Annotated in this window: 11 protein-coding genes, 1 tRNA gene and 3 pseudogenes; 8 read left to right on the top strand and 7 right to left on the bottom strand. The window is 40.1% G+C overall.

The features are described 5' to 3' along the window. Position 1 precedes the first annotated feature (1 nt). The 3 genes from ANSO36C_RS26725 (at position 2) to ANSO36C_RS26715 (ending at position 5,178) form a co-directional block, all read left to right on the top strand. Positions 2-1,228: an O-antigen ligase family protein gene (locus tag ANSO36C_RS26725; protein ID WP_251957164.1), complete on the top strand. Its 1,227-nt coding sequence runs from the start codon at positions 2-4 to the stop codon at positions 1,226-1,228. Between the two features lie 298 nt (positions 1,229-1,526). Continuing rightward, positions 1,527-2,615, top strand: a complete 1,089-nt coding sequence (locus tag ANSO36C_RS26720) for a glycosyltransferase family 4 protein (protein ID WP_251957162.1) — start codon at positions 1,527-1,529, stop codon at positions 2,613-2,615. 316 nt (positions 2,616-2,931) lie between these two features. After that, positions 2,932-5,178, top strand: coding sequence for a GumC family protein (locus tag ANSO36C_RS26715; RefSeq protein WP_251957161.1), 2,247 nt, complete (start codon positions 2,932-2,934; stop codon positions 5,176-5,178). Positions 5,179-5,351: 173 nt separating this feature from the next. Here the strand turns inward: ANSO36C_RS26715 and ANSO36C_RS26710 are convergent, their stop codons facing one another. After that, positions 5,352-6,731 (bottom strand): right-handed parallel beta-helix repeat-containing protein, encoded by a 1,380-nt coding sequence (locus ANSO36C_RS26710; RefSeq protein ID WP_251957158.1) that lies wholly within the window; start codon positions 6,729-6,731, stop codon positions 5,352-5,354. Positions 6,732-7,351: 620 nt separating this feature from the next. On the opposite strand from ANSO36C_RS26710, the gene ANSO36C_RS33980 reads away from it, so the two are divergent. Together ANSO36C_RS33980 and ANSO36C_RS35130 are read left to right on the top strand one after the other, a co-directional pair. Continuing rightward, positions 7,352-7,477 carry a hypothetical protein gene (locus tag ANSO36C_RS33980; RefSeq protein ID WP_267145336.1) on the top strand — a complete coding sequence of 42 codons (126 nt, stop codon included), beginning with the start codon at positions 7,352-7,354 and terminating at the stop codon, positions 7,475-7,477. A 29-nt stretch (positions 7,478-7,506) separates the two neighbouring features. Continuing rightward, positions 7,507-8,720: pseudogene (locus tag ANSO36C_RS35130) on the top strand (ISAzo13 family transposase). A 236-nt stretch (positions 8,721-8,956) separates the two neighbouring features. Here the strand turns inward: ANSO36C_RS35130 and ANSO36C_RS26695 are convergent. Continuing rightward, entirely contained in the window at positions 8,957-9,889 is a 933-nt protein-coding gene (locus ANSO36C_RS26695) for a transposase (protein ID WP_251960448.1), read from the bottom strand. Between the two features lie 537 nt (positions 9,890-10,426). Continuing rightward, the gene (locus ANSO36C_RS26690) at positions 10,427-11,893 is read right to left on the bottom strand and encodes an SLBB domain-containing protein (protein ID WP_251957156.1); all 1,467 of its coding nucleotides are present in this window, start codon (positions 11,891-11,893) and stop codon (positions 10,427-10,429) included. A 474-nt stretch (positions 11,894-12,367) separates the two neighbouring features. On the opposite strand from ANSO36C_RS26690, the pseudogene ANSO36C_RS26685 reads away from it, so the two are divergent. Then, positions 12,368-12,851: pseudogene (locus ANSO36C_RS26685) on the top strand (IS4 family transposase); the annotation flags it as partial. Between the two features lie 788 nt (positions 12,852-13,639). Here the strand turns inward: ANSO36C_RS26685 and ANSO36C_RS26680 are convergent. After that, a complete protein-coding gene (locus ANSO36C_RS26680) occupies positions 13,640-15,310 on the bottom strand; it encodes a dipeptide ABC transporter ATP-binding protein (protein ID WP_251957154.1) in 1,671 nt (556 codons plus the stop codon). 362 nt (positions 15,311-15,672) lie between these two features. Here ANSO36C_RS26680 and ANSO36C_RS26675 point away from each other — a divergent pair, with 362 nt between their 5' ends. Continuing rightward, on the top strand, positions 15,673-15,996 hold the full coding sequence (locus tag ANSO36C_RS26675; RefSeq protein ID WP_323374518.1) for a hypothetical protein: 324 nt from the start codon (positions 15,673-15,675) through the stop codon (positions 15,994-15,996). A gap of 14 nt (positions 15,997-16,010) precedes the next feature. On the opposite strand, the gene ANSO36C_RS26670 is transcribed toward ANSO36C_RS26675, so the two are convergent. Then, positions 16,011-16,793, bottom strand: a complete 783-nt coding sequence (locus ANSO36C_RS26670; protein ID WP_251957152.1) for a TrmH family RNA methyltransferase — start codon at positions 16,791-16,793, stop codon at positions 16,011-16,013. 68 nt (positions 16,794-16,861) lie between these two features. Further along, positions 16,862-16,943: transfer RNA gene (locus tag ANSO36C_RS26665), tRNA-Leu, on the bottom strand. A 538-nt stretch (positions 16,944-17,481) separates the two neighbouring features. Between ANSO36C_RS26665 and murA the strand changes: the two genes are divergently transcribed. Then, positions 17,482-18,849 carry a UDP-N-acetylglucosamine 1-carboxyvinyltransferase gene (gene murA, locus ANSO36C_RS26660; RefSeq protein ID WP_251960446.1) on the top strand — a complete coding sequence of 456 codons (1,368 nt, stop codon included), beginning with the start codon at positions 17,482-17,484 and terminating at the stop codon, positions 18,847-18,849. A 623-nt stretch (positions 18,850-19,472) separates the two neighbouring features. Here murA and ANSO36C_RS26655 read toward each other — a convergent pair. Beyond that, a pseudogene (locus ANSO36C_RS26655) lies at positions 19,473-20,825 on the bottom strand (iron uptake porin). Between the last annotated feature and the right edge of the window lie 142 nt (positions 20,826-20,967).

Here is a 20,967-nt window from a genome sequence, read left to right as displayed (position 1 = left end):
TATGAAAAAATTACTAATTTTTGGGGAAAATGGATTCGCGATTGTAGCTTTGCTGATGTATTCAGGGGCAATCCTAACTGTCATTCTGTCAGGAGGAGCAGGACAGAGTGATATAGTAGAATATGATAGCTCCTTAATTCGGATAATTTTTTTCTTCATCTACGCAGTTACCTTATTTCTACTAGTTTTGCGTTGGAAGAAAACTCTTTATTTTATTGTCCAAGCTAAAGATATTTGGCTTTATTCTTTGGTTATGTTGACAGTTGTTTCTATTGCTTGGTCTTTTTCCCCATCATCAACATTAAAAGATAGTTTTACCCTAATTAATTCCAGCTTATTTGGTCTGTATTTTGCATCAAGGTATACCTTAAAACAGCAATTAAATTTACTTGCTTTGAACTTTGGTATTATTATAGTTTTGAGTTTCATTTTTGCTATAGCCTTGCCTAAATACGGGATACAAAACGACATTGGTAGCGGAAAGTGGCGTGGAGTTTTCACCCACAAAAACGGTCTGGGAGCTAAAATGGTAACAAGTAGTATGGTTTTTTTTATTCTTGGTTATCAAGCTCGAAGACGTAGTTGGCTTTTCTGGGTCGGGTTTAGCTTATCAATACTACTCTTAATCCTTGCCGCTTCCACTTCATCTCTACTTAATTTATTAATTTTAATATTTGCATTTTTTACTTTCCTAATTTGGCGTTTGCCATACCAGGTTATGATACCAACTCTAATAATGATGGCAACTATCAGCCAAAGTTTATATTTTTGGTTTTCTAATAATGCTAATGTCCTGTTCAGTGCAATTGGGAAAGATTCGACACTCACGGGTCGAACAGACATCTGGCAATTAACGATCGATATGATTTGGAAACATCCTTGGCTTGGTTATGGTTATAGCGGATTCTGGCACGGATGGGATGGCGAATCTGCTTATATTTGGCGCATAGTTGGATGGCCGGTAAGCCACCCCCACAATGGTTATCTGGCTCTTTGCGTAGATTTGGGCTTTTTAGGGTTAGGGTTATTCTTTTTAGGATTTTGGCGCAGTTATGTGCGAGGATTCGCTTGCGTGCGTGGTAGTAAAACAGCATTAGATGTTTGGCCACTTATACACATGACATATATAGCTTTAGCTAGTACTACTGAATCTGCATTGCTGGAATCTAATAGTTTGAATTGGATGCTCTATGTAGCAGTCTCTCTCTCAGTGAGAATTAAGAGATGAAATTAGAATAAAACCATCAAACAGAAAATACTGAACCATAATATAGGTATTGAAAAAAGTTATGAAATCATTGGATGTATAGTGGTAATTTACACTGAACTAAAATTGATATAAACGTTTTATGATTTAGGCTAATGCCTTTTTGAAGCAAAGCCTCTAAAACTCATATTTTATGTGTTGCTTTTGATCATGGAAAAAACATTAAAATAATAAATTTGCCTTGGATTATTTCATTGGTGCATTAACTAAAGATAGCTAAATTCTGTAAAGATAGCTAAATTATGGAAAAATGTAGAATATGCATCGGACTAAAACTATCAATATTATTCTGCTAGGCCCTAGCTTACTTCAGCAGGGTGGCATTTCCAATTACGAAAAACTTTTTTTAGAATATGCTCCTTCGGAAGTCAATATACGTCATATTATTACTTACGAAGATGGAACTACAGCGATCAAAATAATAATATTTTTGAAAGCCATATGTAAATTTTTGTGGGTGTTAGCAAGCGAAGAGGTTGATATTGTTCAACTTCAAATCTCACAGCATGGCAGTGTTTTACGGCAAGGGATTATGGCGCTTTTAGCTTGGATATTTAGTAAGCCTATAATCCTACACGCTCACGGTAGCCAATTTCATCTTTTCTATGCTGGGCTTCCTAATTGGATAAAAAAATTAGTGAATTGGATATTTTGTAAGTGCCAACGCTTAATTGTATTATCCGAAAGTTGGAAAAGCTTCTACATCGAAAATCTTGGTCTTAAACCCGAGCAAGTTGTAGTTTTTTATAATCCAGTAAAAATTCCTGCTGAAGTTCCACACCGTTCAGTCTCTAAAAAAGTCAACTTACTTTTTTTAGGGCGAATTGGTCAACGTAAAGGAGCATTTGATTTAATAAAAGCTTTTTCTATTTTACCTACTGAATATAAAACTAGATCAAGTATGATCATGGCAGGAGATGGAGATATAGAACAAGCACGCAATTTAGTTACGACCTTGAATCTAGAAGATTATATAAAATTGCCTGGCTGGATAGGGTCAGATGATCGTGATATTCTTTTAACTGAAGCAGATGTTTTTGTATTGCCCTCTTACAATGAAGGTCTTCCATTATCAATGCTGGAAGCGATGGCTTGGGAGTTAGCAGTAGTAGTCACACCAGTAGGAGGCATACCTGAAATAGTTACTCAATCTGAAAATGGATTAATCGTCAATCCAGGTAATGTTGAGGAGTTAGCAGATACTGTGAAGTCTTTAATTGAAAATGAGGCTTTGAGGCTTTCTCTAGGAACTAAGGCGAGAACAAGTGTTTTTCCTCTTGATATCAAGAATCATTGGCTTTCTCTACTTGATTTGTATAATTCAATGTTAAATTCAGATGATCAATAATTTGGGTATAAACAGCTAGTAACTACAAAATGAAAGCTCTAAGGATGCAGATATGAAGTTATTTAGACCAGTTTTGTCAGATATAACCATAGTTTCCCAAAAATAAATATTTACCAAAGTTGCCGCTCAATAGCAAGTTTTAAATGGCTGCTGCATAAATGTGCCTAAATGGGAAGTAAATTTGTAACTTAGATGGTCTATACTATTGTCATATTGTAAAATCATACTAGTCTTGCTTGTCAATTGCACTGGTTTGTGATTACTCTGATAAGTCAATTTTTAGTTTGTTGCTTAAGACCTGTACTTTGGAAGATTTATGTCAGAAAAATCTATGGAATCTAGAGAATCTATTGATTTAGACCTTAATCGTTACTTATTGATATTGAAGCGGTGGTGCGTACCTGCTATCACTATATTTGTGGCTACAGTTCTTTTGAGTGCCATATCTACAAAGTTTATGAAGTCAGACTATGAAGCGGAAGGAAAGCTGTTATTCAGAATTCCTTCTTTCAAAGTAGGAGGAAATAATCTTTCGCCTGGTTCCTCTGAAGGGGGAGACTCAGGAGATTTAAAACCCTTAGTAGCAACTCAAAATCCTATAAGTAGTCAGATAGAAGTTATCTCTTCCCCTACTTTGTTGCAGCGAACAATAGATAAGCTACAACTCAAAGACAACGAAGGTAAAGCTCTGGAAGTGCGATCGCTACAAAAAGCCCTGAACCTAAAAATTATTGGTGGGACAGATGTATTGCGAATTAGCTATAGCAGCCCTGATCCAGAAGAAGCAGCGGCAGTGGTCAACACAATAATGAATTTTTATTTAGAAAATGATATTCTGACAAATCGCTCCGAGGCAGGAGCAACTCGTCAGTTTATGGCCAGACAGCTTCCTAAAACTCAAGCCGCTGTTAATAATGCGGAAGTAGCACTACGTATATTTAAACAAAAGAATCAGATTGCAGATTTATCGGAGGAAACAAGATCAGCAGTTGGGACTATTGGAAATCTAGACAATGAGATTAATACTGTTAAGGCTCAACTAGATGAGGTAAATGCCCAAACAAATGAACTGCGCCAAAAAGTAGAGCTAAATTCTCAGCAAGCGATCGCTGTGAGTGCGCTCAGTCAGTCACCCCCAGTACAGGCAGTTCTAACACAACTTCAAGACACTGAACGGCAGTTAGCCGTTGAGCGTAGCCGTTTTCTAGATGATAACCCCGTAATTATTAACCTAGAAGCAAAAAAAACTAATTTAAAATCTCTCCTACAACAGCAAATTGGTCAGACTGTTGGCAATCAAAGACAACTTCCTCAAAGTCTATTGCAGATTGGAGAACTCAGACAAAGCCTGATACAAAGTTTTCTGCAATCAGAAATACAGCGCTTTGGCTTAACTCAAAAACTCTCCTCTTTATATAATTCTCGTTCTAGCTACGAACAGCGGGTGAAACTCATACCCCAATTAGCACAAAATCAGCGGGAGTTAGAACGAAAAGTTGAAGTTGCAGAATCTACTTATCAAACTCTATTGAAAAAGGTTCAAGAACTACAGTTAGTTGAAAATACAAATACAGCTAGTTCTCGGATTATTGCTCAGGCTTTAGTACCTAAAGATCCAGTAATAGGCAAAAAAATAATTGTTTTAGTCCTAGGAGTAATGTTCGGTTTATTTTTTGCCACTACAACTGTCCTCTTCTTATCTATGAGAGATAGATCTCTTAAAACACTTAAAGAAGTAAGAGATGTATTGGGATATCCTTTGTTGGGAATTGTGCCTTTATCTGTTAAAAAGGTTCGTTCCCGTTATTCAAACGCAGAATCAACTCTTCAACAAATTGCTGTCAGAGATACTCCTCACTCTTTGACGAGTGAAATGTATCGGATGATTCAAGCTAATCTGAAATTCCTGAGTTCAGACAAAGTACTCAAAACTATCGTTGTAACTAGTGCAGTTCCAAAAGAGGGCAAGTCTACAGTTTCAGCTAATTTGGCTGCGGCGATCGCTCAACTAGGACGCCAAGTTTTATTAATTGATGCAGATATGCGAGTTCCTTCTCAGCATCATTTGTGGCAATTAACAAATTCAGTTGGTTTAAGCGAAGTTATTGTAGGTCAGGCTGAATTTGACATTACTGTATCTAAGGTAATGGACAACCTTGATGTTTTAACAGCTGGAGTTAGACCTCCTAACCCGCTTGCTTTGCTTGACTCAAAACGGATGGCATCACTAATTGAAAATTTATCATCTCAATATAACTATGATTTTGTAATTATTGATGCTCCTCCCCTCCTTTTAGCAGCTGATGCTTTGACTTTAAGCCAAATGACTGATGGGATTTTGTTAGTAGCCCGACCTGGGGTAATTGATTCTAACAGTGCAGCTGCCGCTCGAGAAATGCTCGAGAGATCCAGTCACAACGTTTTAGGTTTAGTTGTTAATGGCATCATTGATAAAAATGAATCTAATAGTTATTTCAACCATGCTAAAGAATACTTTACTTACCAAGATTTGACAAAAGAAGTTAAGCAACAAAAACGTATTCCGGATAAAAGCTCTGTATAAACTGGTATTTTGTCTCACAAGTGAACTGAACACCATAACTGGACATATCATGCTTGTTTAATTAGCCACAAAAAAATAAGCCTGCTAAGGGCAGGCTTATTTTTTTGTGGAAGGGTAGACTTCAGTCTGACGAAACTATGGGCAGATAGCAGGACATAATATTACAGTTACTTCTATTGGTATGCCCCAATAGTAAACTTATTAGCAGGACGAGGCTTTCCGGCATGATCAGTTTTCACATCCTTCCAATAGTAACCCTTATTGATTGCCGCACTTTTTGATCTGAGTCTAAAGTCACCAGCTGAGGGATTTATGAACTGTGGATCTCCAACAACATCGTGAATTCCCCCCACAACACTCACGGCACCTTTGGGGTAAAGATTGTAGTCATAAATAACATTCTTATTTCTCATGTTTTTGTTCACCTGTTGACCAGGAAAACCATGGATAATGTTATTGTAAATTTTGACATCATTTGAATAACCAGCAGCTAGTTGCACTTTTGAAAGCTCTGGGCTTTGCCCGTTCCCATATACCGTGTTGTTGACAATATCTACATGGTTACTCTCATGAGCAATAATACCCTGACCCCCATTGTTGTAGCTAATGTTGTTTGCAATTAAAGTCCGTCCCTTGTATCCACCATTTTTACCCCCTTGTGAAGAATCGACAATAATGCCACCACCGTCTGAGATTCTTTTGGATGAAAGAGTGCGAATGTACTGGCGGTTATTGTAGACTCTGTTGTTTGTTATGAAGTGCTTGTATCCCCGGTTATTGTCATAATCTGCATTCAGAAAGAACGAAATGCCGCTATTACCATAGGGACTATACCAGGAGGTATTAAACACTGTGTTATTATCCGCCTTCACATAATCAGCCGCAACTACTGCGATGCCTCCTCCTGGACAGTTATGCACTTTGTTGTTCAGAATATTTATGTGATGAACAGTACGTTTGCGTCCGTCAATGAGTATGCAGTTTCCGTTTGTAAGTGGATTTGATAGCTTATACTGCTGACTTAATGCATAAGCACGGGTTACACTTGCAGTGTTCCCTATTACCTCCAGCCCGTTGATCTCAATATATGAAACTCCATCTGCCAAAGAGATACCACTCCATGTATTGTGCTTAATTTTTGGAGAATGCCCAGGATATGCTTGAAATTTAATCCATGCTTTGGCAGTTCCAGAACGTTTAATACCTAGTACAGTCCCACGATCGGGTTCATTCTTGTATTCCCCGTTCATAATCATTACCGTGTCACCAGGTTTGGTAAGGTCTGCTGCCCTTTGAATTGTCTTAAAGGCTGATGAGGTAGTGCGTCCGCCATTTCTGTCGTTTCCGGTAGCACTAACATAGTATGTTGTCGCAGTTGAAACCTGACTGATCAGCTTGCGGTTAGGTAGTTGCATTTTCTGATCAGTGGATGATCGGCGAACGTCTTTAAATAAAGACTCTGTTATTGCCTTTCCTTGAACCAGACCTGTTAATGCCCAAGGAAGCACAAGAGATGCGCTCAAACTGAGAAAACCGAAACCATGAATCATCATAGGGAAAAATAGGGTATGTTGCAAAACTCAATCATCGACAGTGACTAACTCTAGCCTTAGTTAGTAACTCAGTATTGGATACAGTCGTTTAACTGCCATTTGTAAGTTTATACACAGTTTTCTAGGTTTGCGCCTGCGAATTTTCGCGTAAATCTAGCTGAACTGCTTTTTTAGCTGGTGTTCCAATAAATGGCAAATATCTGGTAAAAGTACTGAAGGAAAATTCTCAGTATCCAGAGTTACTTCATTAATGGGCACTAAACAACAGTACAAATGGTGTAATTTCCAATTCGAAATCATTCTACTGTGTATACGCGGTATCTGTGGTCAAGATAGTATATCTGTCATCAATTAGTTAATTTACTTAAATAATTCTTATGATAATAAGAATCACTAAATGATCAAAAGTAGCTTATAATCTAGCTTTTATCGTTATAGTCTGTTAAAGCATTCTCATTATCATAATAAATTTGAGTACTTATAATAAGGTTTGCAAAAGCTTATCAATCCACATTAAGAATTTTCTGTGAGAGAACTAAAGTTTGCAAAACTTGTCAATAAGTAATATTGCTTAAAAAATATAATGATGGCGCATAAAGGGCAAGAAGTTTGTCAATATCATGACAGAAAAATCTTTGAGCAATAGTTTACTTCCTCGTGTTCCACTTCTTTCGACTCGAATTAATGACTTAAGGGACTTGCAAGAAAATAAAATACCAGCCATTCTAGAAGAGAAGAAGCGGTGAACTGTCCGCGCCTAGTTTAAATATCTAGAATGGGAATCCCTCAATTCATGCTCACCGACACCATCAAATCGACCTTTAAAGATGCAGCACAGAAACTGACTAGCAATCGCAAACGAGATTTCATGGCAAAAGTTACCGAAGATTACTTCGATAGTTCAGCACGCATTGCAGAAACCGTTATGGGATGGAATCGCCAGAGTGTGCAACTCGGCTTGCATGAAAGGCGGACGGGGATAGTCTGTGTAGAGAATTATCAGGCAAGGGGACGACACAATAGTATTGAGGTATTGCCCAACTTAGAAGCAGATATTCGTTCATTGGTGGATGCTCAAGCTCAAGCCGACCCTAAATTTCAATCGACCTTTCTGTATGCCCGCATTAGTGCCAGAGCAGTAAGAGAAGCATTAGTAAGTGTTCATGGCTATAACGAGAGCGAATTGCCATCTCGTCAAACTTGTGGAGAAATTCTCAATCGCTTAGGGTATCGCCTAAAAAAACACAAAAAACGAAACCCTTGAAAAAGATTCCGCAAACTGATGCCATTTTCGAGAATGTGTTCCGGGAGAATCAGGCATCAGATGAAAACCCCAAATCGTTGCGAGTGTCTATAGATACTAAAGCTAAGGTGAAGATTGGCAACCTTTCTAGAGGCGGTAAAGCTCGGACAATGGAGGCGAAAGCTGCTGATGACCACGATACACAGTGGTCATCAGTCTTAGTTCCCTTTGGCATTCTCAATACACATAATGACCAGCTATCGATTTACTTGGGTCAGTCGGCGGAAACCAGTGATTTTATCGTCGATTGTTTAACCGCTTGGTGGCATGAGAATCAACACAATTACCTGGAACTTGATGAGTGGGTGATTGATCTTGATGGCGGTGCCGCTACTCGCAGTAACCGCACACAATTTATCAAACGCATGGTTGAGTTGTCTTGTGCAATTAATTTAAAAATTCGACTGATTTATTATCCCCCTTACCATAGCAAGTACAATCCAATAGAGCGGTGTTGGGCTGCCTTGGAGAACTATTGGAATGGTGCGATTTTAGATTCTGTTGCCGCCGCAGCACAATGGGCCGCCAATATGACTTGGAAAGGAATTGCTCCCATTGTACATCTGGTTCAAACCACATATCACAAAGGAATCAAGGTTCTCTCGCAAGAGTTAGAACAATACCAACCCCAATGGCAGCGTTCTGAAACATTACCCAAATGGGATATTACTATTGTCCCTGTTTAGCTGGTACTTTATTTTCTTGCAAGTCCCTAATTCCCACCTAAGATGGGTCAATTCCATTGAGATTATCAAAGACTTCTACTGTATGTCTGATGAATCGATCTCTAATTTTTTCAGTGGCTGTATAACGACTCGCAGTCAAAAACTAAGAATATACTACGTTCTATTGCTCCCAAAATCTATTTTTTTTTCGAGAAAGCAATTGAAGAAGCTTTTAATAATCAATGCTTCGGACAAAATTAGGCAGCAATAACGCCGTAGGAACGTAGGTTTTGGTAGTTAGGATGGGATTTAATTACAGTCGGGGAGAGTCCTAACGTTGAAATAAAGGTGTCGAGCAAATGGTCATTGAGTGCCCGTCGCTTGACACTCGCCATTGAAAAGACAAAGGGTTTTTGGCCCACCTGCTGTCGATGAGCATCAAGCTTGGCAAGATTTAAGGCGGCAAAACTAGCATTGAAATGAAAGTCAAGCTTTTTAACATCACGGGCTTGACAATCACTCAGTCCAGTAAATTGTTTAGCATCACGGAAAATAAATTCGATTTGAAAGCGCAGTTTGTAGAAACGATAAATCTCGTCTGCCGATTGGTTGATATCTGTCGAGAATAAGACAGCATAACTCGGTTTGTTAGGCTTACGGTGGTCAAGTACATAAGCCAGGCGGATTTTGCGCTTGAGTGAAACGTGCCATACAATTGCTGTATAGAGTTTGACCCTTGATTGCAGTTCGCGTACCATAGTCAAGCGAGTAGGGTCGGCTAGATCAACTTTGCCATCATATTTGCGTTTAGCTCCCCGCGCTTTCTGTTCACCCTCGAACACATATCGCAGATTCGCGTCTCGCCGCAGTTTACTAATCACATCCAGCTTGAGCGCCCTCACCCCCGTGACAAATGGTTCCTTGGCGTATGCTCCATCCACAGCAAGGTAGCGAACTTGGGGAGGTAGTTGAGGTTGAGCAATTTCCAGGTGGTGGAGATAGTAGTCCATCCGCGTCAGGTCTGGACATTCGCCTTGGAATACGGTTTGTTCGGCAAGCAGGGCATAGCCCACTTCAGTTTCTACGTCTACTACCGCCACCAAGGACACTTCTAATCCTCTCTCGACTCGATTGTGACTGCCATTATAAAATTGGTCAAGGCCAAAGGTTTTTTTCCCGCTTTTGGCAATGAATGAGCAATCCATCACGGCAATCATTGAGTGATCTTCAGACGTTGCTGCAATGATAACTTCCGCGTTGAACTGAGCAAAATCAAACTGTTTTTTAAACTGTCGGCGATAACTTCTCTCTGTTCGTTGGCTGTAACGACTCAAGTTGCTAAAGTTTACTTTGCCACAGGCAATTAGAATCGTGGCAAACAGCGTTGTCAATGCTTTGATCTGCGGTTTGTGGAAAATCCCCATTTTGCTCAGTAAGCTTTGTACAATTTCCATATGGCTATCGAATCGGTGCAAGTTTTTTCTAATCAGCACCTTAATGGCTCGATAGCTTTCTTGTCTATTCCCTCAACTAAAAATTGTCCGGAGTATTGAATAATGTGTTTTTAAAAAATATCCAAAAGAGTTTAGTTACCCACTTCAGTAGACTAAAAAACGCTATCTATATATAGCTCTTAACTATTGAGCTTTACTTTGATTCAGGGATAGTGCAATCTTAGGGACGAAGAAGATTAACCAACATCCCTAATTTGCATCTATATCTTACAATTAGAGTCCGAACAAGTTCAGAAGATTAAAGATAACACCTAAAGGGCCAGTTATAGTGTTTACGGTATCGCCAGTCTTCGCTGAACCAGATCGATTTACTACTACAACATCATTATTACGGAGTATGGGATTGGTTTGCTCATTAATCCCAGCCGAGAAATCCACTTTTACTATACGTTTAGTGACAGATCCATTAGGGTTAAGGCGAATCAAATCAACAGCATCACTACTAGCTCTAGCATCATTAAATCCGCCAGCAGCGAGTATAGCTTGATTTAAAGAGCTATTTGGCTGAACGTCTGTTAACCCTGGGTTTTTAACTTCGCCTACTACACCAACTTGAATTCGTGTAGGAGACAAAGTAGTGGTAGCTAATTGAGTTGCTTCTGCCGGGTTGATTTCAGTCGCTGTCGGAATAACAATCGTATCTCCGTCTTGTACGATGATGTCTTGACTAGCATCACCACTCTGCAATAGTTGCCAAAGATTAATATCTATAGCTTGTTCTGAACCAGTTCTTGTAGGTCGGCGTAGCCTGAGATTACGAACATCAGCCTGTGCTGTAATTCCCCCAGCTAGTTGAATTACCCGCGTTACATTTGGTAGACCTGTGGGACTGCCAGCGCCAGTATTGGCTGCGCCTTGCTGGTTATCTGTGTTGCCTGGGGTGACAAGATACGAACCGGGACGGTTAACTTCACCAATAATTGTTACTGTGCGAGGTGTGGTTTGGCTGGCGGCAAAGTTAGCTGCAAATAAGTTGCGGGATTCTGCCACGTTGAAATTGGTTGCAGTCGGCACAACTATAGTATCTCCATCCCGCAAGGTAATATCCTGTGATAACCTGCCTGTTTGAATGAGTTCCTTCAAATTAACGGTGACGGTTTGCTCTGAAGAACGTCCTATTTTACGTCGTAATTGAACTTGAGTTACATCCGCAGCTAAAGTTACCCCTTGCGCTGTTGTTAATGCAGCTAATACAGTCGGGTATTGTACGCCTGGATTGTTTCCGGCTCCTCCGCTCAAGCTCAGAGTATAAGCTCCTGGACGTGTCACCTCGCCGGCAACGAAAATATTGATGGGACGAGGTGATAATAGATTGACTGAGATCAAGGGGCGTTTGAGGAAGCGAGCATATCTTCTAGCAATTTCGTCAGATGCCTGTTCAGCTGTTAGTCCCAGGACTGACACACTACCAATTAAAGGTAGGTTGATTGCTCCACCTGGGGGAATTTGATATTCACCTGTGTACTCAGGTACTTCAAATACATTTACACGAATGAGATCCCCGCCTCCTAATGAGTAATTCGTATCTATTTGTGTTTGCGTGGTTGGTGGTTGTGTAGTTGGTGGTAATTGTTGTCCCTGAGCTAGACTAGCAGATGACACAGCTGCATTGACAGCAGTTAACAAAGCCATACCCACAACTGGCTGAGTTAGGAATTTAGACAAACTTTTGTTAAGCATATTTACCTGAGACTCTGAAACTACGATCAATAAAGTACTGTCTAAACATTTTTATTTTGACTATACCTAAGTATTCAAGTTCCCCGACACTCTTATTTTCCTAGAAAAGTGTAATTTTCCGGAGGAAATTTGTTTATTGAATTTAAATTTTTAGTGAAGTTAACTTAAAGTTGACGCTTATTGAATAGAGGAATTATCAAAAAATATGGTTCTTCAGTACTTACAATGCTAAATTAATGGCTATAACCATAAAATAATATTCAAAATTGTATTGAAAGATTACTAAAACCAGTGCATAAATTGATTTATAAGGAATATTTATTGTTGGTTAGAAGTACAATAAGATTATTTGTTCATGGCATTTACAATCATAGTTCATAAAAATCAGAAATGTTGAATGTTAAGAAAAATCAAATAAAAATAGCCCAAAATATGGTATTTTTGGGCGAAAGATTAGAATATATTAGTTAATTTGTGATTATAAATTCATTCCCCAAAATTGTCAAAGATATTCTGAAGAAGACTGCCAAAAAACGATTATCCAGTATTGAACAGTCGTCTGTTCTTCGAGTGCTGGCTGTCCTATGCCCTGGATAACAGTTTAACCAGTATGCGAGATTTATTTAAAAGATTAAATAATACAGGATTTGAAATAGATATTTCTACTTTTTCCAAAGCCAATTCTCACCGTTCACAAAAACCCTTCCAAGAAATTTATCAGAAATTAAATGAGTTAGCTCATAATAAAATTAAGAAAAAATTACATGATAAATATGCAATTTGTCCTATTGATTCAACAATTATTACTTTAACCAGTAAATTGTTGTGGGTTTTGGGATATAATCAAGTGAAAATTTTTAGTTCTTTAAATTTAGCTACAGGTACTCAAGAAGATAATTTCATCAATTTTGGGCATGATCATGATTATAATTTTGGCTCAAAAATGATGGGTTATTTATCTCCTATAGAACTATTTCAACTAAACTATTTACAGCCTTTTTCTTTTTTGTAAATTGGCTATATCTCAAGCAGGAAGAAAGCTTTAATAGCAATGATTTAGAACTATTTCATGCTTTCCGTTTAAATGATTCAGAACATCAGTTGTTTATAGATATTTATAGTGACCTAGAGTGGCCAAAGCCATTATTACAAATAATCTTGCATTTTGCTTCTTGTTTGACACTCTTTTAAGATTTGCCGTATCTAAGAGCTTTAAGTGAGAAAAATATAGAGCAATACAGTTCAGTTAAGCAATTTTTTCCTTCTCTTTCTTCTCTCTGCGTCGCGCCAGTTGCTTCAAGTCGGGAAACCCGCCCAATGCACTGGCTTCTCTGCGCCTTCTCTACGAGACGCTACGCGTTGGCGAAAAGGCGGTAGCCTGCGGCAAGCCGAAGCGTCTACGTTAAAAAGTTGACTTTGATAACAGAGTTTTAGCCTTAACTGAACGGTATTGAAATACAGAGCGTTTATTTAATTTAAGTAGGACTTCAAATCACGAGAGTGCGTTGCTGTTTAAAAGGTTTGTTGAACTATACGGTTCGAGTGGAGAAACAACTAAATTACTTGAGGCGAGGGAAGATAGTTAGGAGTTAGGAGTGAAGAATTAGGAGTTTAAAACTTCCAACTTCTGATTTTATTTAGGGACTTGCAAAAAATAAATTATCCCGAATTATTTGTAGATTTGTAAGGGCACAAAGCTTTACGCCCTTACTACGATGGAGTATTTTTTTACTGGAAGTCTTTTAGTTAAGCGCGTGCTAGTAAGGGAGCAGCAGCTAGTAAAGTTTTGGTATAAGGGTGCTGAGGATTGGCAAAAATCTTTTTTGTCAGACCAAGTTCGACAATTTTTCCGCCATTCATCACGGCAATACGATCGCACAAAAATCGAGCTAGCCAAAGATCGTGAGTGATAAATAGATAAGTTAGCTTAAACTCTTCCTTTAATTGCAACATCAAATCTAGCACTTGCGACTGCACACTGGAGTCTAACATACTCACTGGTTCATCGCAGATTAAGAGTTTAGGGTGAGTAATCAAAGCACGAGCGATCGCTACTCGTTGTTGTTGTCCACCAGACAAATCTGACGGATAACGCTCATAATACACTTCTGGCGGTGTTAAACCAACTTTATTTAGCATCCACAAAACCTGTTCTTTTGCTTTAGCAGGATTGGCTAAATTGTGAATAAATAAAGGATCGGCGATACTTTGTCCCACTGTCATCGCTGGATTGAGACAAGCATGAGGGTCTTGAAAAACCATTTGTATTTGTCGCCGTGAAGAACGAATTTCTTGACGCGACAGTTTAGTTAAATCTTGTCCTAAAAACTCAACTTTGCCACTAGTGGGACGAATTAGTTGCAATATTGTTCGTGATAGTGTACTTTTACCACAACCTGATTCGCCGACTAAGCCGAGAATTTCTCCTGGATAAATATCTAAGTTGATTCCATCTACTGCTTTAATTGTCTGTGCTTGTGTGTTAAATAGTCGTTCGATAAAGTTAGGTTCGATGGTGTAGTGTTGATTGAGTTCTGTAACACTCAAAATTGGAGATTGCTGATTAATAATCGGTAATTGCTTTTCTCCGTCATTGGCAATTATCAATTCTCCACTATCATTTACCGCTTGAATATGTAAAGCTGCTTTTAGGAGCGATCGCGTGTATTCATGTTGAGGTTGCCTAAATACGGTTTCTGTAGCACCCATTTCGACCATCTTGCCGTTGTACATCACGCCAATGCGATCGCAATACTCAGCCACCATTGCTAAATCGTGAGAAATCAGCAACAATCCCATGTTTTCTTCACCGCACAGGCGAGTTAATTCTGTCAATATCTGCGCGGAAACGGTGACATCTAAACTGGTAGTGGGTTCATCGGCAACAATCAACTTGGGATTAAGGAGTAAAGCTAAGGCGATCGCTACCCGTTGGCGCATTCCACCGCTAAACTCATGAGGATACTGATTCCAACGACTAACGGGAATATTCACCTTTGCCAAGGTAGCAAGTGCTTTTTCTTTAGCTTCCCGCGTTGATAATTCTGGTGAGTGCGCCTGGAGGGTTTCGATACAATGCTTACCAATAGTCATCAACGGATCGAGGCGTGTCATGGGATCTTGAAAAATTAAGGCGATCGCCTCTCCCCGAAATTTCCGCAACTGGTTAGGCATTAAGTCAAACACCGACTGTCCTTGAAATGTCACCCGTCCCTCAATCCGACTAGAGGCTGGTAGTAAACGCATTACTGCCCGTCCTATAGTTGACTTACCACAACCCGACTCTCCTACCAATCCCATTCTTTCACCTGGTTGCAAGGTAAAAGATACATCATCAACCGCCCAGGTTGCTTCTTCTCCACTCCGCGCAGGATAGGCAACTCGCAAATTTTCGATACAGAATAAGGCTTCACTCATAGTTTCGTTATCAGCCCTGAGCTACCAGTTTTTATAATTTCAAATTTAGGATAGTCTATCAAATTAAGTATTAGACCTGTTTTATCTAAACAGAATTCAGGAGTCAGGAGTCAGAAAACAGGTATGAATTCTGTACGAGTGGTGGATAGCGCCGGGGGCAAGCGAGTACTCGAGCGTCTTTATTCTGACTCCTGAATTCTGACTTCTGAATTCTTCTTCAAAAAACTTACCTAAACCTAGCCAAACTTGATTTAGTGTACCCGTAGCGATCGCCATAAATCTCAAGTCTTAGCATTTGGAGACAGCTATCGATATTCTTGATAACCACTGCTAAAGTTGATACAGCACCCAACTATGATGTTATGAGTGCAAAATTTAAATCTGTAGGAATCAGAATCAAAATTAAATCAGAAAATCAGGATTTTCAAATTAATCTTATGGAGCAAAGTCAGCCACAACAGCGCCGCGCCGCCGATCAAGTGTTTCAAGAATCCCTCGAACAGTTGGAGGATATCTTACAAGAAATTTCAACCGAGGAAGAAGAGATACCCGAACTGCATACTAGTACTTTTACTGAGATCGAACTCGATCAAGACTTGACAGATATTGATTTAGAGGCTCTTGAGGACGCAGTTGCTGATATTGAAAAATATCTCGACGAAATAACAAAAACTAAATTGGGGTAAAAAGTTAAAATTTATTACTGACAAATTAGTTGCCGTTGAGCTTCGTACAACATTAAAGCGGCTGCGATCGCTACATTCAAGGATTCTACCCCAGGACTCAAAGGAATTTTTACTTGTTGGTCTGCGATCGCTGCTAATTCTGCTGACAATCCAGCACCCTCATTTCCCAGTAAAATCAGACTGGGTTTTCGCCAATCTACTTCCCAATAAGTTAAAGTCGCGCTGGGTAAGGTTGCTACTACCTGCATTCCTGCCTGCTGACTTTGTTGGACTGTTGCTTTTAAATCTTCGGTTACGGCTGTCGCTAGGCGAAACCATTGTCCTGCGGAAGCCCGGAGAACTTTCGGACTATCCAAATCTACACTATTTCCACTTACCCACAACCCCGATGCTCCGGCGGCGGCGGCAGTGCGGATCATTGTACCGAGGTTGCCGGGATCTTGCACGGTTTCTAAAGCTAGCACTAAACCAGTCGATGGTAGTTGAGTTTGCTGTTCCTTTCGTTTTGCCGTTGCCACCACACCATCCGGTTGGACTGTAGTCGCGATCGCATCCAAGATTTCTCTACTGACAATTTCGGCGCGATCGCATCGGCTACAAGCTTCATCCCACAGCGAAGGATGGGCTGCTTGCCATTCTGGAGTACAACACACTGTTTCTAGCGGGTAATTTACCGCACAAGCTTCTTCTAACAGGTGTGTTCCTTCCAGTAAAAATAATTGCTGTTTGTGCCGCTCCTTGGTGGAGTGGAGTTTGCGAATTTGCTTAACTAGGGAATTTTGTAAACTGGTCAACACGATTTTAGATTTTAGATTTTGGATTTTAGATTAATCCAAAATTGGCAATCTAAAATCTAAAATTGATATGCGGAACCCGGGACTTGAACCCGGAAGCCTTGCGGCACTAGAACCTGAATCTAGCGCGTCTGCCAATTCCGCCAGTTCCGCTGGCACTTGTACTTATCGACAATTTCCTATTATTGCGTTATGTTTTACCTTTGTCAAGTGAAAACATAATGCCTCGTTTAAGAGGCTCAAATTGTAAACGAGTTTTTCAGGGTATTAAGTAAATGGGCGTAAATAAATATAATATGTTCCGTCATTGCGAGTGAAGCGAAGCAATCCCAGAGACTTTGCGATTGCTTCGCTTCACTCGCAATGACATCTTATATTTAATCATGCCTACCTACTTAGGTCGAATCAAAATATTAACTTAACAGTACAGCATTAATTTTTAGAGAACACTTAAGTTATTTTACTGAGTATTTAATTTTGCTTAAAACCACTACCTATTCATTCTTTTTTGTTAAATCTTTTAAAAGCTCAGAAAGCTTGCTATTACTTATTTTCAGCCTTTATTTTTCATCAAAAAAGCAATTTTTTTATGCAAGACGTTGCCTTAAAACGTGGACATTTTGAATCTTTACTGTAGAATCAAAACCAACTTCAAACATATAAAATACGTATTACTTTTGGAGGTAGGCTTATCAATCCTTCTACCAGCTTACCAGATGCCAAATTTGCTCCAGAAGCAGACTCCTCAGTCTTGCAAATTTGGGGTGGGCATCCTTTGCGAGGTCATGTGAAAATTAGCGGGGCAAAAAATGCAGCACTGGTAATCATGGCTGGAGCCTTGCTGTGTCCGGGCGATTGTCGTATCCGCAATGTCCCCTTATTAGCGGATGTAGAGCGGATGAGTCAGGTGTTATCGGCTTTGGGTGTACAATTAACCCGGCAAGGTGACATTTTAGACATCAACGCCAGCGAGATTAAAACATCAAAAGCTCCCTACGAACTAGTTACCCAGCTGAGGGCGAGTTTTTTCGCCATTGGAGCTATTCTGGCAAGATTGGGAGTAGCACAGATGCCTTTACCAGGTGGTTGTGCTATTGGGGCAAGACCAGTTGACTTGCATGTGCGAGGACTGCAAGCAATGGGAGCGGAAGTACAAATTGAGCATGGCATTTGTAATGCTTATGTCCCTGGCAGCAGTCGGAGATTAAAAGGTGCGAAGATTTACTTAGACATCGCCAGTGTGGGAGCGACAGAAAACTTGATGATGGCGGCTACCCTGGCAGAGGGTGAAACGATCATCGAAAATGCTGCCAGAGAACCGGAAGTAGTTGATTTAGCTAACTTCTGTAACGCGATGGGAGCGAAGATTAAGGGCGCGGGGACTAGCAGGATTATTATCGAAGGAGTCCCCAAATTGCATTCTGTTGACTACAGCATTATTCCCGATCGCATTGAGGCCGGGACGTTTTTGCTAGCAGCAGCAATTACCCGCTCAGAACTGATCCTCTCGCCAGTGGCTCCAGAACATCTCATACCAGTGATTGCCAAGCTGCGGGATATTGGAGTAACCATAATTGATGACAAGCCTGAACACTTACATATTCTGCCAGCAGAAACCCTGAAGGCAACGGATATTGAAACTCAATACCATCCAGGTTTTCCCACAGATATGCAAGCGCCATTTATGGCTTTGCTGACATTGGCAGAAGGCGACAGTGTGATTAACGAATCCGTCTTTGAAAATCGCTTGCGTCATGCCTCAGAGTTGAATCGCTTGGGGGCAGACATTCGTGTTAAAGGCAATGCTGCCTTCGTTCGGGGAGTACCAAAATTGTCTGGCGCACCAGTTTTAGGTACAGACTTGCGAGCATGCGCAGCGTTAGTCATTGCCGGACTAGCGGCAGAAGGAAAAACCACAATTCAGGGTTTACAGCACCTCGATCGCGGCTATGATCGACTCGATGCGAAGTTGCAGCAATTGGGGGCTAAAATCCTCCGTGTGGGCGAAACATCAGCAGATGCAGAAATCGCTTCCAGCATCAGTAGTCTGTCAAGTTGAAATTGATCGGTTGAGACTGACGCAGGAAGAATGGAGATAAGGGAGACAAAGTAAAATTTTCTCCCTCATCTGTACTATCTATGCCCTGCAATCTACTAAATTATCCTGATAGATAGAAGCTTTTAAGCTTTGTTCATATCTTTTTTTGATGAATATTCAAGAAAAATCTGTGTTGGCTGTTACAATATTGTTAAGAAAAGTTGCCCGTTGCATTTTGGGAACGCGCAATTGGGTTTTAACTCTCTTGAGAAGACAACGCAAAAAAACATTTTTTAGACCAGCTGTGGGAGGCTGGTCTTTTTGTATTTAGAGCGGTTATACATTGGTTATTCGATAACTCACTACAAATACTGAGAGCAGCTATAGTTAGTAACTTCAAACCCTAGCTAAAAATGCAAAAAAAGAGAGATTTTTAAGTAATTGCGGAAATTACTCTGTTTCATTGGGTTAAATTCATTAGAGGTTTTCGTTTTCCTGCTTCTACGACCTCTTATATCTATATGAAAATATTTATAGTGTTTTGAAATATCATACTCAGCATTTTTGCTGAGTTTTATTTTTGAAGTCATACACAAAAAAAAGACGCAAATTTATGCTTTGCGTCTTTTTTAAAATTTAAAAACTTAGAAACTGAATGTGGTTCTCAATGCACCAATAACAACATCATCGTTATTGTTGTTGTGATCTGGGGATGTTAACCAAATCACTCCAGGAGTAATGGTGATATTGTCACTCAGCTTATACTGGTAGAAACGCCTCAAGATGATAGGATGTGTCAGGATCGCTATCCAATCCTGCAATATTAGAACTTGTTAATCTCGGCTCTACACCAGCAATGATACCTGCTAAGTTACCTTTTTTACCGAGGTCAGGAAAGCCGAGGGAGTAATGCGATCGCTTGGTTTAACTGTCAGCTGTGCCAGCGCACCGTAAGAACCATTAAACAAACCATTATTGGGCGTAGGATCATTAGCTGTACCACTCAAATACCCTAGACTCAGTGCCAATTTGTCACTGAACTCGTGCGTTACTCCCAGCCCCGCGCCGCCTATCTGATAATAAATTGGGTTGCGTGTACCGAATGTGGACAAAGCACCAAAAGCACCATCACCGTCAAATATGTTAACAGTGGTGGTAAGGTCATCTGCTGCACCTGCGTTGGCAATAGCGATAACCTCTGTTTTTTCGCCCAAGGGAAATCTGTAGAACAACGCATCTATAGCAGCATCAGTGGTACCATCACCAGCAAAAAATAAGTTGCCCTCTGGCGTACCAATATCAGGGCTGAGAATATTATTAGCCTGGATTCTGGTAAACAGTGTATCTTGCCCTGTGAAGCTGGTAACTAATTCTATCCGTGCCCGTACCCCTAAAGTTGTATTCTCCTCTGTAATTTCTGCACCATTGACCGTATTTCCTGACAACACATCGCTGATAACCGCGACAACTTGTCCTTGCAGTTTGGTTGTAGTTGAGAACTGATTCGCTTCTAATTCAGCAGTTCGTGCTTCTACTGCATCTACACGACCTCGCAGTGTCGTCAGTTCTGCTGAAAAATCTTCTTGCAGCTTTTGTAATGTGGCTAAATCTTGTTTGTTCACCAAATCGCCAGTGGCTGTAGCAATAAGTTCGTTAACCCGATCAAGACAAGCATTCAAACCAGCAGCAAACTCATATCGCGTTAATGCCCGATTACCGCGATAAGTGCTGTTTGGGTATCCTGCAATACAGCCATAACGCTCAACTAAAGACTGCAATGCTTGAAATGCCCAGTCGGTAGGTTGTACGTCCGAAAATTGAGACACGGAGGTAACTTGCGCCGTTATCTGATCTTCTGTTTCTGGATTAGCTAAAACTTGCGGTTGATTGATTTCAGACGTGCTGGATGTTTCTCCTGCAAATGCAGCAGTATTAACAAATAGCATGACACCGCAGACTGCTTGACTAACTAGTAGATATTTCCAGAATTTTTGCATTTTTCTCCTCACACTGATCTCCAATTCACACCCAAAGAACGTTTTTTTAATGTGGATTTTCTGAGAATATTTTTCAGTAATATTATCAGAAGTAAGCAAACCTTTTAACAAAAAAAGTCAATAAATCCTAATTATTCAGGGA

The organism is Nostoc cf. commune SO-36 (assembly GCF_023734775.1).
Lineage (GTDB): Bacteria > Cyanobacteriota > Cyanobacteriia > Cyanobacteriales > Nostocaceae > Nostoc > Nostoc commune_A.
Note: the sequence above shows the minus strand (reverse complement) of the source record. Positions and strands in the feature narration are given on the sequence as shown.